The 14,582-nt window shown below is 51.7% G+C and carries 15 protein-coding genes and 1 pseudogene; 10 read left to right on the top strand and 6 right to left on the bottom strand.

Annotated elements, in window-relative coordinates:
• Nucleotides 1-2 precede the first annotated feature (2 nt).
• On the top strand, nt 3-59 hold the full coding sequence (locus ABZJ92_RS16595) for an IS1 family transposase (RefSeq protein ID WP_003032489.1): 57 nt from the start codon (nt 3-5) through the stop codon (nt 57-59).
• Between the two features lie 118 nt (nt 60-177).
• Here the strand turns inward: ABZJ92_RS16595 and ABZJ92_RS16600 are convergent, their stop codons facing one another.
• Entirely contained in the window at nt 178-540 is a 363-nt protein-coding gene (locus ABZJ92_RS16600) for a YibL family ribosome-associated protein (RefSeq protein ID WP_000665677.1), read from the bottom strand.
• Between the two features lie 283 nt (nt 541-823).
• On the opposite strand from ABZJ92_RS16600, the gene yibT reads away from it, so the two are divergent.
• Complete coding sequence (yibT, locus tag ABZJ92_RS16605) at nt 824-1,033, top strand: protein YibT (RefSeq protein WP_000517100.1); 210 nt, start codon at nt 824-826, stop codon at nt 1,031-1,033.
• Nucleotides 1,034-1,044: 11 nt separating this feature from the next.
• On the opposite strand, the gene mtlR is transcribed toward yibT, so the two are convergent.
• From mtlR to mtlA, 3 genes are all read right to left on the bottom strand, one after another.
• A complete protein-coding gene (gene mtlR, locus ABZJ92_RS16610) occupies nt 1,045-1,632 on the bottom strand; it encodes a mannitol operon repressor MtlR (protein ID WP_000228282.1) in 588 nt (195 codons plus the stop codon).
• A complete protein-coding gene (gene mtlD / locus ABZJ92_RS16615; protein ID WP_000645424.1) occupies nt 1,632-2,780 on the bottom strand; it encodes a mannitol-1-phosphate 5-dehydrogenase in 1,149 nt (382 codons plus the stop codon). Before mtlD ends, mtlR begins: the two co-directional genes overlap by 1 nt.
• A gap of 94 nt (nt 2,781-2,874) precedes the next feature.
• Nucleotides 2,875-4,788 (bottom strand): PTS mannitol transporter subunit IICBA, encoded by a 1,914-nt coding sequence (gene mtlA / locus ABZJ92_RS16620; RefSeq protein WP_000093279.1) that lies wholly within the window; start codon nt 4,786-4,788, stop codon nt 2,875-2,877.
• Nucleotides 4,789-5,324: 536 nt separating this feature from the next.
• On the opposite strand from mtlA, the gene ABZJ92_RS16625 reads away from it, so the two are divergent.
• The 7 genes from ABZJ92_RS16625 (at nt 5,325) to aldB (ending at nt 13,828) form a co-directional block, all read left to right on the top strand.
• Nucleotides 5,325-5,687, top strand: a complete 363-nt coding sequence (locus ABZJ92_RS16625) for a DUF3302 domain-containing protein (protein ID WP_353765449.1) — start codon at nt 5,325-5,327, stop codon at nt 5,685-5,687.
• A 2-nt stretch (nt 5,688-5,689) separates the two neighbouring features.
• The gene (locus tag ABZJ92_RS16630) at nt 5,690-6,775 is read left to right on the top strand and encodes an HlyD family secretion protein (RefSeq protein WP_000364910.1); all 1,086 of its coding nucleotides are present in this window, start codon (nt 5,690-5,692) and stop codon (nt 6,773-6,775) included.
• Between the two features lie 70 nt (nt 6,776-6,845).
• The gene (locus tag ABZJ92_RS16635) at nt 6,846-7,454 is read left to right on the top strand and encodes a glutathione S-transferase (RefSeq protein ID WP_000779781.1); all 609 of its coding nucleotides are present in this window, start codon (nt 6,846-6,848) and stop codon (nt 7,452-7,454) included.
• Nucleotides 7,455-7,551: 97 nt separating this feature from the next.
• A complete protein-coding gene (gene selA / locus ABZJ92_RS16640) occupies nt 7,552-8,943 on the top strand; it encodes an L-seryl-tRNA(Sec) selenium transferase (RefSeq protein ID WP_000206276.1) in 1,392 nt (463 codons plus the stop codon).
• Complete coding sequence (selB, locus tag ABZJ92_RS16645) at nt 8,940-10,784, top strand: selenocysteine-specific translation elongation factor (RefSeq protein WP_000582449.1); 1,845 nt, start codon at nt 8,940-8,942, stop codon at nt 10,782-10,784. Before selA ends, selB begins: the two co-directional genes overlap by 4 nt.
• Before the next feature lie 189 nt (nt 10,785-10,973).
• Nucleotides 10,974-12,125 carry an L-threonine dehydrogenase gene (yiaY, locus tag ABZJ92_RS16650; RefSeq protein ID WP_000168706.1) on the top strand — a complete coding sequence of 384 codons (1,152 nt, stop codon included), beginning with the start codon at nt 10,974-10,976 and terminating at the stop codon, nt 12,123-12,125.
• Between the two features lie 164 nt (nt 12,126-12,289).
• Nucleotides 12,290-13,828, top strand: a complete 1,539-nt coding sequence (gene aldB, locus ABZJ92_RS16655) for an aldehyde dehydrogenase AldB (protein ID WP_001614076.1) — start codon at nt 12,290-12,292, stop codon at nt 13,826-13,828.
• A gap of 218 nt (nt 13,829-14,046) precedes the next feature.
• On the opposite strand, the gene ABZJ92_RS16660 is transcribed toward aldB, so the two are convergent.
• Complete coding sequence (locus tag ABZJ92_RS16660; RefSeq protein ID WP_001066080.1) at nt 14,047-14,190, bottom strand: hypothetical protein; 144 nt, start codon at nt 14,188-14,190, stop codon at nt 14,047-14,049.
• Between the two features lie 182 nt (nt 14,191-14,372).
• Here ABZJ92_RS16660 and ABZJ92_RS16665 point away from each other — a divergent pair.
• Nucleotides 14,373-14,507, top strand: a pseudogene (locus tag ABZJ92_RS16665) (DUF3302 domain-containing protein); the annotation flags it as partial.
• A gap of 16 nt (nt 14,508-14,523) precedes the next feature.
• On the opposite strand, the gene ABZJ92_RS16670 reads toward ABZJ92_RS16665, so the two are convergent.
• Nucleotides 14,524-14,580 carry an IS1 family transposase gene (locus ABZJ92_RS16670; protein ID WP_003032489.1) on the bottom strand — a complete coding sequence of 19 codons (57 nt, stop codon included), beginning with the start codon at nt 14,578-14,580 and terminating at the stop codon, nt 14,524-14,526.
• Between the last annotated feature and the right edge of the window lie 2 nt (nt 14,581-14,582).

Consider the following 14,582-nt stretch of genomic DNA (forward strand, 5'->3'; position numbering starts at 1 on the left):
CGGTGGAGCTGCATGACAAGGTCATCGGGCATTATCTGAACATAAAACACTATCAGTAAGTTGGAGTCATTACCGAATTGTTTGGTAATTAGGCGAGTAGACAGGAGAGTCCCCGCATTGACCAGCTAAGGCAAGCCAGATGCGGGTTGATACGATCGAACCAGTCGTCTGAGGGGCTTAAAACGTAGTCTTAGAAAATCCAGTCATCTCTTCCAGGCCCATTTCGCGCCCCAGCGCGGTCATTGGGTGCACAACCACCAGTCCGCGAACACTTTTCTTCAGCTTGCCCATATCAGCCTGCTCTTTTTTGGTAATTGCGCGCTGGAACGGCATCTTCATCAGCTTCTGTGCTTCTTTACTCAGTTTTTGGCTATGAACCTCACGCAGGCGAGCAATTTCTGCTTCCAGCGTGGCTTTCTCTTTTTCCAGCTCGGCATATTTGTCTGCGGCTTCAACCAGCGACAGATCGGCCTGCTGGTGGCGGATGGCGTCCAGGCGATCGCTGAGACGCTTGATTTCGTTTTTTTCGACTTCTTTCATGTGATGGCTTCTGATAAAGATAAATTTATAGCCCCTAGTATGCGCGACCAGGTGCTTTGTTCACAACTGATGACATTGTAATAGTTCTGCAACGTAATCATTAACATGCTCAAAAACTACGCAATTCGTTGATTAATTAAGAAATCTATAGAAAAAGATAATAAACAGCAGCGGATGATTATTGAGGATTCAGCACGTTTTCCTTAATGTCATCTTTACCGGGAACCTAAACTAAAATTGGCGGCCGCGCATTCCCGGCGCGGGGTAATACGGAGATATCATCATGGGCAAATTAGGTGAAAACGTTCCGCTTCTTATCGATAAAGCCGTAGATTTCATGGCATCAAGCCAGGCGTTCCGGGAGTATCTGAAAAAACTTCCTCCCCGTAACGCGATTCCGTCCGGAATACCCGATGAAAGCGTGCCGTTATATCTACAACGTCTGGAGTATTATCGTCGGCTTTATCGGCCGAAGCAGGTAGAGGGGCAGTAAGCAGACGTTGCTTACTTTTGAAAGGCTTTTTTTAAGCTGATTTTGGAAATCAGCTCAGTCAGTGAAAGGACCATTGTTGATCGCACAGCCTGTTGATAGCGCTGAATTTGCATTGCATACAAACTGGAGTCTGCTGGTTCAAACTGTGGCGGCGGTGGTAACGCCGCCACGCAGTGCAGTTCACCAAAGGGTCCAAGGATTTCGTCGTCGGTAAAGGCGTACTCGTTGCCGTCGTGATTTAGCTCTTCACGCAATGCCATCAGCAGTTCCGCATCTTCGTATTCCTGGCGGTTAATGACGCCCAACCCGTAAATGAGTTTTAAACGCACAGAAAGATCGCCCAGCGGACCGTCGCCGTCGAGTAACGGTTCTACAGCATACTTCACCGCGTAATCGTCTTTGCGGAATACCTGAAGCACCAGAAGATTTACCGCCTCGGTCAAAAGCTCGACGGCGGTGATCAGAAAGCTTCGCACGGTTTTGCCAGCATTCAGACGCTCAAGCACACGGTTTTCAACGGCCTGGGTTTGTTCCATTGTTGCCTGCATATCTGACAATCTGTTATTCGGGCGCAGGGTGTCCTGCGCCTGGTCCACCATTATTGCATTGCTTTATAAGCGGTTACCGCCTCGGATACAACCTCGCTGTTGGCATCAAGACCGGAAATCTGTGCCAGCGCCGCCTGCGGACCTTTGTCAGCGATCAGTGCTGCCAGTTCCTGAGCCTGCGGATCATCTTCACTGCGGAAGTGCATTGCACCAGCAATCCCCTGAATCAGATTCTTGTGCGGAAGGCTGTATTCCAGCGTACCGAGCAGTGGCTTGATCAGACGGTCGCCAGCACTCAGTTTACGCAGCGGCTGACGGCCTACGCGCTCTACATCATCTTTCAGATACGGGTTCTCAAAACGACCGAGGATTTTCTGGATGTACGCCGCATGTTTGTCTGCGTCAAAGCCGTAGCGCTTGATCAGTACCGCACCACTTTCTTCCATCGCACCTTTTACCACCGCGCGGATTTTCTCGTCGAGAATAGCGTCACGAATGGTCTGATGACCGGCCAGTTTTCCGAGGTACGCGGTTATAGCATGACCCGTGTTCAGGGTGAAGAGTTTACGTTCGACAAATGCCATCAGGTTGTCGGTTAACTCCATGCCTGGGATGTTCGGCAGTGCGCCTTTGAACTGCGTTTTATCGACAATCCATTCGCTGAAAGTTTCTACCGTCACTTCCAGCGGATCGTTAGTTGCCGAAGCCGAAGGCGGTACGATGCGGTCAACGGCGGAATCGACAAAGCCAACGTGCTCTTCTACCCACGCTTTGGCGTCTTCCGGCAGGGCGTTCATCACATGACCTTTCAGCTGCGTGGTGCCGCGTACCATGTTTTCACAGGCGATGATGTTCAGCGGGGATTCATTACCTTGTTCTTTGCGTTTCACCAGCCCTTTGGCGATAGCCGGAGCAATACGTTCCAGCACAACCGGGCCAACGGCGGTAGTGACTAAATCGACCTGAGCAATCAGATCAACGACATCATCACCAATGCTGCTGACAGCATTGACGCCGGAAACGGTATCTACCTGCTCGGTTTCACCGACCACATGAACCTGATAGCTATGACGGGCATTCAGGGCATCAAGTACCACCTGATTGACATCGGCAAACGTCAGTTGGATACCCGCGTCTGCCAGCAGTTTACCGATAAAGCCACGACCGATATTACCTGCGCCAAAATGTAATGCTTTCATAGTATTAACCTTCATCAATGTTTTTACCCGAGAGGGCTGGGGTGAGGCTTTTCCCTCACCCCAGCCCTCTCCGTGAGGAGAGGGTAGGATTGGATTACTTACGACCTGCCAGCAGTTCCAGCACTTCATCCACGCTGGTGGTGTGTGCCAGACGCTCGATGACGGACTCATCATCCAGTGCATTGGTCAGGCTGGTGATAACCTGAATGTGCTCGTTGTTACGGGCTGCAATACCAATCACCAGACGGGCAATGTCATCTTCTTCTTCACCGAAGCGCACGCCTTCCGGGTACTGGCAGAACACCACGCCCGTTTTCAGTACGCGATCTTTCGCTTCAACCGTACCGTGTGGCACCGCGATAGACTCACCCAGATAAGTCGGGGTCAGTTTTTCACGATCCAGCATCGCCTGAACGTATTCCGGCTCAACGTAACCGCCTTTCACCAGCTGCTCGCCAGCAAAACGAATCGCTTCTTCTTTGGTTGCTGCTTTGCGACCGAGGAAGATGTTCTCCGCGCCCAGTTTGAACAGGTTAGCACTGGAATCGTCAAAGCTGTCTTTCAGACTGTCTTTCACTTTCACTTCGTTTTCAGTATGGCGCTGGGCAGCAACGAGACGTTCGGTTAGGCTGGTGTACAGGCCGCTGTCGAGGAAGTTGGTCAGCGAAATATGCTGTGCCTGCGGAACCTGGCGCATAGCGCGTTCGGTCAGGTCACGGTGAGTGATGACGAGGTCCACATCTGGCGGCAGGTTGTTGATCGCGCTGTTAGTGACCGAAATCTGCGACAGACCTGCATCCTGAATTTTCTTACGCAGCACGCCTGCGCCCATCGCACTTGAACCCATACCGGCGTCACAGGCAACGATGATTTTACGTACGTGGCTCAGGTCGTTAGTCACATCGCCCGCAGATAGCGGAGATGTGCCTTTAGACTCAGCTTTCATGTCCTGCATACGACGAGTTGCTGCTTCAATATCATCTTCTTCTTTCACTTTGCTGGTTTTCAGCAAAATAGCAGAGACAACGAAGGAGACAGCCATCGCCGCACACACACCCGCGATGTTAGCGAAATAAGCACCTTTTGGTGTCATCGCCAGTACAGCAAGGATAGAACCCGGAGATGCCGGAGAAACCAGACCACCGCCCAGGATAGTCAGCGTGAACACGCCAGTCATACCGCCGAGGATGACTGCGAGGATCAGACGCGGATTCATCAGCACATACGGGAAGTAGATTTCGTGGATACCACCCAGGAAGTGGATGATTGCCGCACCGCCCGCAGACTGTTTAGCGCTACCACGACCAAAGAACATGTACGCCAGCAGCACGCCCATACCTGGACCTGGGTTAGCTTCAATCAGGAAGAAGATTGATTTACCCAGTTCATGGGACTGCTGAATACCCAGCGGCGAGAAGATACCGTGGTTAATGGCGTTGTTGAGGAACAGGATTTTCGCCGGTTCAACAAAGATAGACGCCAGCGGCAGCATGTCATGGACAACCATGAAGTTAACGCCCGCAGCCAGCATTTTGGACAGGGCTTCAACAATCGGGCCAATGCCGAGGAATGCCAGAATAGCGAGGATCATCCCGATGATGCCTGCGGAGAAGTTATTCACCAGCATCTCAAAACCGGATTTGATCTTACCGTCTACCCAGCGGTCGAAGTGCTTAATGCACCAGCCGCCCAGCGGACCTGCAATCATAGAACCGAGGAACATCGGCATGTCTGCGCCGACGATAACGCCCATGGTGGTAATGGCACCGACTACGCCACCACGTTTGCCGCCTACCAGCTTACCACCGGTATAACCGATCAGCAGCGGTAGGAGATAAGTGATCATCGGCCCGACCAGCTTCGCCAGCGTCTCGTTCGGTAACCACCCTGTTGGAATAAATAACGCGGTGATGATACCCCACGCGATAAACGCGCCGATATTTGGCATCACCATGTTGCTGAGGAAACGACCAAAGCTTTGCACTTTGATCTTAATATCGGATGACATAAAAACACCCCTTCTTATGTTTGCTGTCGCGCAGGCTGGAAGCCCGAGGTTTTTTGTTAATGTGGCGGCAGAGGTAGCCGGACCTTGTAGATACTGCGAAATCTGGCACTGAATCGGTTAACTGTCCAGTCGACGGGCTTTTGTGTGATATCAGTCACATAAATATAGGGGGTAGAGAGGTAATTGACGTGACGCTCATCACAAAACGCCTGTATAAAAAAGAAACAAGGCGGTGATTTTCGCTAAAAATGGCATTTAAATGTGAGTAATGTCACATTTTTGTTTTGATGGTTTGTTGAATCTTTGTGATCTGAATCACAAGATATTTTCTTACGGCGTTCACCTGATGTGATCTACAGCATGTTATGCCTTCGTCATACAATCGTTATGTAACTAAGCAACTCATCACCTCTAAAAATTATTCTTTGGTGTTATGGCGAGAATCGCGAACCCGGATTATTGTCAAAATATCAGCCTGACTCCCTTCTGGCTGCCAGCCAAAAAACAACACTGATAAACGTGAATCCGAGGCAGATATGTTTCTAAACTATTTCGCGTTGGGAGTGCTGATCTTCGTCTTTCTGGTGATTTTTTATGGAATCATCGCGATACATGACATCCCTTATCTGATTGCCAAAAAGCGCAATCACCCCCATGCCGACGCTATTCATACGGTGGGCTGGGTGAGCCTGTTTACTCTGCATGTTATCTGGCCGTTTCTGTGGATCTGGGCGACGCTCTATCAACCGGAGCGTGGCTGGGGTATGCAGTCACATGTTGCGTCGCAGGAGAAAGCGACTGAACCGGAAATCGCCGCACTTTCTGACCGAATTTCCCGGCTGGAGCATCAACTCGCCGCCGAGAAAAAGACTGACTATTCCACGTTCCCGGAGATCTAATTATGGATCTATTGATTGTTTTAACTTACGTGGCGCTGGCGACGGCGGCGCTGGGAGGCGTGTTTCTGGTGAGTGGTTTGATTTTGTTGATGAACTACAACCACCCTTACACTTTTACCGCGCAAAAGGCAGTGATAGCGATCCCTATCACGCCACAGGTGACGGGAATTGTTACTGAAGTCACTGACAAGAATAATCAGCTTATTCAAAAGGGCGAGGTGCTTTTTAAGCTCGACCCTGTTCGTTACCAGGCGCGAGTTGACAGACTTCAGGCTGACCTGATGACGGCGACGCATAATATAAAGACGCTGCGTGCGCAGCTCACTGAAGCGCAGGCCAACACCACCCAGGTTTCAGCGGAGCGCGACCGTCTGTTTAAAAATTATCAACGTTACCTGAAAGGCAGCCAGGCGGCGGTGAATCCGTTCTCGGAACGTGACATCGACGATGCGCGGCAAAATTTCCTCGCGCAGGATGCGTTAGTGAAAGGCTCGGTGGCGGAGCAGGCGCAGATCCAGAGTCAGCTCGACAGTATGGTCAACGGCGAGCAATCGCAGATTGTGAGCTTAAGAGCGCAACTTACTGAAGCAAAATATAATCTTGAGCAGACTGTCATTCGCGCACCAAGCAATGGCTACGTCACTCAGGTACTGATCCGCCCAGGTACATACGCAGCTGCCTTGCCGCTGCGTCCGGTGATGGTCTTCATCCCCGAGCAAAAACGGCAAATTGTCGCCCAATTTCGGCAAAACTCGCTGTTACGTCTGAAACCTGGCGATGATGCGGAAGTGGTGTTTAACGCGCTACCTGGGCAGGTGTTCCACGGCAAATTGACTAGTATTTTACCTGTCGTGCCAGGCGGTTCTTATCAGGCGCAGGGGGTATTGCAATCATTAACGGTCGTTCCCGGCACGGACGGTGTGCTGGGAACCATTGAACTGGACCCTAACGATGATATCGATGCCTTACCCGACGGCATCTACGCCCAGGTGGCGGTTTACTCCGACCATTTCAGCCATGTTTCGGTGATGCGGAAAGTGCTGCTAAGAATGACCAGTTGGATGCATTATCTTTATTTGGATCATTGAGACTTATATCACCTGTGTTTTGCGTGAGCCTGAGCCATACTGATATTTTTCCTCGCACAAAGGACTCGGCATGAAACTCGTCGGTAGCTACACCAGCCCGTTTGTACGCAAACTTTTTATTCTGTTGTTAGAAAAGGGCATAACTTTCGAATTTATTAATGAACTGCCCTATAACGCGGATAACGGCGTGGCGCAATTTAACCCGTTAGGGAAAGTGCCGGTGCTGGTGACCGAAGAGGGCGAATGCTGGTTTGATTCGCCGATCATCGCTGAATATATTGAGTTAATGAATGTCGCTCCGGCGATGTTGCCGCGCGATCCGCTGGAGTCGTTGCGGGTGCGCAAAATTGAGGCGCTGGCGGATGGCATTATGGATGCCGGGCTGGTATCGGTGCGTGAACAGGCGCGTCCGGCGGCGCAGCAGTCTGAAGATGAATTGTTACGCCAGCGGGAGAAAATCAACCGCAGTCTGGATGTGCTGGAAGGATATCTGGTCGATGGCACACTCAAAACCGATACGGTCAATCTGGCGACTATCGCCATTGCCTGTGCTGTCGGATATCTCAATTTCCGCCGCGTTGCGCCAGGTTGGTGTGTCGACCGCCCACACTTAGTCAAACTGGTCGAAAACCTGTTTAGCCGCGAAAGTTTTGCTCGCACCGAACCGCCAAAGGCTTGATGCGCGATATGTCCTCCTGACCCATCTCACGTTACAATCCGTGGTTATGTTAAACGCCCTTCTCCGTGTGAGAGGGCCTTGATCAGCCAGGTTTCCTATGACAACCGAAACGCGTTCCCTCTATAGTCAACTTCCGGCTATTGATCGCTTATTGCGCGATAGCTCCTTCCTTTCTTTGCGTGATACTTATGGTCACACCCGCGTGGTGGAATTGTTGCGTCAGATGCTCGACGAAGCGCGAGAAGTGATTCGTGGCAGCCAGACGCTGCCTGCGTGGTGTGAAAACTGGGCGCAAGAAGTCGATGCCCGGTTGACGAAAGAGGCGCAGAGCGCGCTGCGTCCGGTGATCAACCTGACGGGAACCGTGCTGCATACCAACCTTGGGCGAGCTTTACAGGCGGAAGCCGCGGTGGAAGCCGTTGCGCAGGCTATGCGTTCGCCAGTGACCCTCGAGTACGATCTGGACGACGCCGGACGCGGACATCGCGATCGGGCGCTGGCGCAGCTGCTGTGCCGTATTACGGGGGCGGAAGATGCCTGTATCGTCAATAACAATGCGGCGGCGGTGTTATTGATGTTGGCGGCCACTGCCAGCGGGAAAGAGGTGGTGGTATCTCGCGGCGAACTGGTGGAGATTGGCGGCGCGTTTCGTATTCCCGATGTTATGCGTCAGGCAGGCTGCACCCTACACGAAGTAGGGACCACCAACCGCACGCACGCGAATGATTATCGTCAGGCGGTGAATGAAAATACCGCACTGTTGATGAAAGTACATACCAGTAACTACAGCATTCAGGGGTTCACCAAAGCGATAGACGAAGCTGAACTGGTGGCGCTCGGCAAAGAGCTGGATGTTCCAGTGGTGACTGATTTAGGCAGTGGCTCGCTGGTCGATCTTAGCCAGTACGGTTTGCCGAAAGAGCCAATGCCGCAGGAGTTGATTGCGGCGGGCGTCAGTCTGGTGAGCTTCTCCGGCGACAAGTTGTTAGGCGGGCCGCAGGCCGGGATTATCGTTGGTAAAAAAGAGATGATCGCCCGCCTGCAAAGCCACCCGCTGAAGCGTGCATTACGCGCGGATAAAATGACCCTCGCGGCGCTGGAAGCCACGTTGCGTCTTTATTTACACCCTGAAGCTCTGAGTGAAAAATTACCGACCCTGCGCCTGCTTACCCGCAGCGCAGAGGTCATTCAAATCCAGGCACAACGTTTACAGGCTCCCCTTGTCGCACATTACGGCGCGGAGTTTGCGGTACAGGTTATGCCATGTCTTTCGCAGATTGGCAGTGGTTCGCTGCCGGTTGATCGCCTGCCGAGCGCGGCATTAACGTTTACACCCCATGATGGACGCGGTAGCCACCTTGAGTCATTAGCCGCCCGCTGGCGTGAATTGCCAGTGCCGGTGATTGGTCGTATTTATGACGGACGATTGTGGCTGGATTTACGCTGCCTTGAAGATGAGCAACGGTTTTTGGAGATGTTGTTGAAATGATTATTGCGACTGCCGGACACGTTGACCACGGCAAAACAACCTTATTGCAGGCGATTACTGGCGTAAATGCTGACCGTCTGCCGGAAGAAAAAAAGCGCGGCATGACCATCGATCTCGGCTATGCCTACTGGCCGCAGCCGGATGGTCGCGTGCCTGGTTTTATCGACGTTCCCGGTCATGAAAAGTTTCTTTCCAACATGCTGGCGGGCGTTGGTGGTATCGATCACGCGCTGTTGGTGGTGGCGTGCGATGACGGCGTGATGGCACAGACCCGTGAGCATCTGGCGATTTTGCAGCTGACCGGTAACCCGATGCTGACAGTGGCGCTGACCAAAGCCGATCGCGTGGACGAAGCGCGTGTTGATGAGGTTGAACGCCAGGTAAAGGAGGTTCTGCGGGAATACGGTTTTGCTGAGGCAAAACTGTTTATCACCGCAGCAACCGAAGGTCGGGGAATTGATGCCCTGCGCGAGCATCTGCTTCAGTTGCCGGAACGCGAGCACGCCAGCCAACATAGTTTCCGCCTCGCGATTGACCGCGCATTTACCGTAAAAGGTGCCGGGCTGGTCGTCACCGGTACGGCGTTAAGCGGGGAAGTGAAGGTAGGCGATTCACTCTGGCTGACTGGTGTAAATAAACCGATGCGTGTACGTGCGCTGCATGCGCAAAACCAGCCAACAGAAACCGCCAATGCCGGGCAGCGTATCGCGCTTGACATCGCGGGTGATGCGGAAAAAGAGCAGATTAACCGTGGCGACTGGCTGCTTGCCGATGTGCCGCCAGAGCCGTTCACACGGGTGATTGTCGAGCTTCAAACCCATGCACCGCTGACCCAGTGGCAGCCGCTGCATATTCACCACGCCGCCAGCCACGTCACGGGACGCGTTTCACTGCTGGAAGATAACCTTGCTGAACTGGTCTTCGACACCCCGTTATGGCTGGCAGATAACGACCGCCTGGTATTGCGCGATATCTCTGCCCGCAACACGCTGGCCGGAGCGCGCGTCGTGATGCTTAACCCGCCGCGTCGCGGTAAACGTAAACCAGAGTATCTGCAATGGCTGGCTTCCCTCGCCAGGGCACAGAATGATAGCGAAGCGTTAGCCGTTCACCTGCAACGCGGCGCGGTTAATCTTCCTGATTTCGCTTGGGCGCGCCAGCTCAACGGCGAAGGGATGCGCGAACTGCTGCAACAGCCTGGCTATATTCAGGCTGGTTATAGCTTGTTGAATGCGCCGGTTGCCGCTCGCTGGCAACGGAAAATTCTCGACACATTAGCGACTTATCATGAGCAACATCGCGATGAACCTGGGCCTGGGCGCGAACGTCTGCGACGTATGGCGTTGCCAATGGAAGATGAAGCGCTAGTACTGTTGCTGATTGAAAAGATGCGCGAAAGCGGCGACATCCTCAGTCATCACGGTTGGCTGCATCTGCCGGATCACAAAGCGGGCTTCAGCGAAGAGCAGCAGGCCATCTGGCAAAAAGCAGAGCCGCTGTTTGGTGACGAGCCGTGGTGGGTGCGTGATCTGGCAAAAGAGACGGGTACCGACGAGCAGGCAATGCGCCTGACGCTACGCCAGGCGGCGCAGCAAGGAATAATTACCGCGATCGTCAAAGATCGTTATTACCGTAACGATCGGATTGTCGAATTTGCCAATATGATCCGCGATCTCGATCAGGAGTGTGGTTCAACCTGCGCGGCGGATTTCCGCGATCGCTTAGGCGTAGGCCGAAAGCTGGCAATTCAGATTCTGGAATATTTTGACCGCATTGGCTTTACGCGTCGTCGTGGAAATGATCATTTATTGCGCGACGCATTATTATTTCCGGAAAAATAAGGAAATGATTAATTAATTTTTAAAATAAATTAATACAAATTTCTTATGATTTTAAATAAAGCACATTGTTTAATGAATACAATGTGCTTTTTATTAGATTAATTTTGATAATTAATAATAATGATCATGTTTTCGAATGAAAATCCTCAGTAAGCTGCCCACCCTTTTTTACACTTTCAGGAGTGTGTTATGGCATCTTCAACTTTCTTTATTCCTTCTGTGAATGTCATCGGCGCTGATTCATTGACTGATGCAATGAATATGATGGCAGATTATGGATTTACCCGTACCTTAATTGTCACTGACAATATGTTAACGAAATTAGGTATGGCGGGTGATGTGCAAAAAGCACTGGAAGAACGCAATATTTTTAGCGTTATTTATGATGGCACCCAACCTAACCCCACCACGGAAAACGTCGCCGCAGGTTTGAAATTACTTAAAGAAAATAATTGCGATAGCGTGATCTCCTTAGGCGGTGGTTCTCCACACGACTGCGCAAAAGGTATTGCGCTGGTGGCAGCCAATGGCGGCGATATTCGCGATTACGAAGGCGTTGACCGCTCTGCAAAACCGCAGCTGCCGATGATCGCCATCAATACCACGGCGGGTACGGCCTCTGAAATGACCCGTTTCTGCATCATCACTGACGAAGCGCGTCATAACAAAATGGCGATTGTTGATAAGCACGTGACTCCGCTGCTTTCTGTCAATGACTCCTCTCTGATGATTGGTATGCCGAAGTCACTGACCGCCGCAACGGGTATGGATGCCTTAACGCACGCTATCGAAGCGTATGTTTCTATTGCCGCCACGCCGATCACTGACGCTTGTGCACTGAAAGCCGTGACCATGATTGCCGAAAACCTGCCGTTAGCCGTTGAAGATGGCAGTAATGCGAAAGCGCGTGAAGCAATGGCTTATGCCCAGTTCCTTGCCGGTATGGCGTTCAATAATGCTTCTCTGGGTTATGTTCATGCGATGGCGCACCAGCTGGGCGGTTTCTACAACCTGCCACACGGTGTATGTAACGCCGTTCTGCTGCCGCATGTTCAGGTATTCAACAGCAAAGTCGCCGCTGCACGTCTGCGTGACTGTGCCGCTGCAATGGGCGTGAACGTGACAGGTAAAAACGACGCGGAAGGTGCTGAAGCCTGCATTAACGCCATCCGTGAACTGGCGAAGAAAGTGGATATCCCGGCAGGCCTACGCGACCTGAACGTGAAAGAAGAAGATTTCGCGGTTCTGGCGACTAATGCCCTGAAAGATGCCTGTGGCTTTACTAACCCGATCCAGGCAACTCACGAAGAAATTGTGGTGATTTATCGCGCCGCAATGTAATCATCATTCCAACAACGGCTGGCAAATTGTCAGCCGCTTTTTCAACTATCTCTGTAATCCTTGCCCGTAAATTCGTGATAGCTGTCGTAAAGCTGTTACCGACTGGCGAAGATTTCGCCAGTCACGTCTACCCTTGTTATACCTCACACCGCAAGGAGACGATCATGACCAATAATCCCCCTTCAGCACAGATTAAGCCCGGCGAGTATGGTTTCCCCATCAAGTTAAAAGCCCGCTACGACAACTTTATTGGCGGTGAATGGGTAGCCCCTGCCGATGGTGAGTATTACCAGAATCTGACGCCGGTGACCGGGCAGCTGCTGTGCGAAGTGGCGTCTTCGGGCAAACGAGACATCGATCTGGCGCTGGATGCTGCGCACAAAGTGAAAGATAAATGGGCGCACACCTCGGTGCAGGATCGCGCGGCGATTCTGTTTAAGATTGCCGATCGAATGGAACAAAACCTCGAGCTGTTAGCGACAGCTGAAACCTGGGATAACGGCAAACCCATTCGCGAAACCAGTGCTGCGGATGTACCGCTGGCGATTGACCATTTCCGCTATTTCGCCTCGTGTATTCGGGCGCAGGAAGGTGGGATCAGTGAAGTTGATAGCGAAACCGTGGCCTATCATTTCCATGAACCGTTAGGCGTGGTGGGGCAGATTATCCCGTGGAACTTCCCGCTGCTGATGGCGAGCTGGAAAATGGCTCCCGCGCTGGCGGCGGGCAACTGTGTGGTGCTGAAACCCGCACGTCTTACCCCGCTTTCTGTACTGCTGCTAATGGAAATTGTCGGTGATTTACTGCCGCCGGGCGTGGTGAACGTGGTCAATGGCGCAGGTGGGGAAATTGGCGAATATCTGGCGACCTCGAAACGCATCGCCAAAGTGGCGTTTACCGGCTCAACGGAAGTGGGCCAACAAATTATGCAATACGCAACGCAAAACATTATTCCGGTGACGCTGGAGTTGGGCGGTAAGTCGCCAAATATCTTCTTTGCTGATGTGATGGATGAAGAAGATGCCTTTTTCGATAAAGCGCTGGAAGGCTTTGCACTGTTTGCCTTTAACCAGGGCGAAGTTTGCACCTGTCCGAGTCGTGCCTTAGTGCAGGAGTCAATCTACGAACGCTTTATGGAACGCGCCATCCGCCGTGTCGAAAGCATTCGCAGCGGTAACCCGCTCGACAGCGTGACGCAAATGGGCGCGCAGGTTTCTCACGGGCAACTGGAAACCATCCTCAACTACATTGATATCGGTAAAAAAGAGGGCGCTGACGTGCTCACAGGCGGGCGGCGCAAGCTGCTGGAAGGTGAACTGAAAGACGGCTACTACCTCGAACCGACGATTCTGTTTGGTCAGAACAATATGCGGGTGTTCCAGGAGGAGATTTTTGGCCCGGTGCTGGCGGTGACCACCTTCAAAACGATGGAAGAAGCGCTGGAGCTGGCGAACGATACGCAATATGGCCTGGGCGCGGGCGTCTGGAGCCGCAACGGTAATCTGGCCTATAAGATGGGGCGCGGCATACAGGCTGGGCGCGTGTGGACCAACTGTTATCACGCTTACCCGGCACATGCTGCGTTTGGTGGCTACAAACAATCAGGTATCGGTCGCGAAACCCACAAGATGATGCTGGAGCATTACCAGCAAACCAAGTGCCTGCTGGTGAGCTACTCGGATAAACCGTTGGGGCTGTTCTGATATAAGAAGCTGGTCGCATTGGGTATTCATTGCCTGATGCGACGCTTACGCGTCTTATCATGCCTACGGGAACCTGACCGTAGGCCGGATAAGGCGTACACGCCGCATCCGGCATAAACAAAGCGCACGTTGTTACAATTTACGTTTTAAACCTACGTGCGCAATAACCCAGACTACGCCAACAGAAGTGCGTTTCTGGGGCGTGTTTTGTCAGGAGTTTAATCTCGCGTTTCGATGGTGAGCGGGCGAACCAGGCCGTAAATCACCATTGGTGATCCGAGGCCAATCAGCAATAAACGGTAGATAATTGAAGGTTTAATACGCTTAATCTGTACTGTGGATGTTTTACTGGAGTTATTCATTAGTTTGGCCAATAGTTCCACTATTTCAATATGATAAACCTCGTCCTGTTGAAAAACCAGACAGCACATTTCAGAAAGTATATAAAAAACAATATGTCGTTATATAAATAAGGAAATTGCACTGCATCATGGCATTTCATAATATGCGTTAATTGTTCTTTTTTATATTCTTTGAGGGAAATATGTTCCTGGACTATTTTGCACTGGGAGTGCTTATTTTTGTATTTCTGGTGATATTCTATGGGATTATTATTTTACATGATATTCCCTACCTGATTGCTAAAAAACGTAATCATCCTCATGCCGACGCCATTCATGGGTAATGACTCCAACTTACTGATAGTGTTTTATGTTCAGATAATGCCCGATGACCTTGTCATGCAGCTCCACCG

This window comes from Shigella sp. FJ200513 (genome assembly GCF_040495915.1).
Taxonomy (GTDB): Bacteria; Pseudomonadota; Gammaproteobacteria; order Enterobacterales; family Enterobacteriaceae; genus ECMA0423.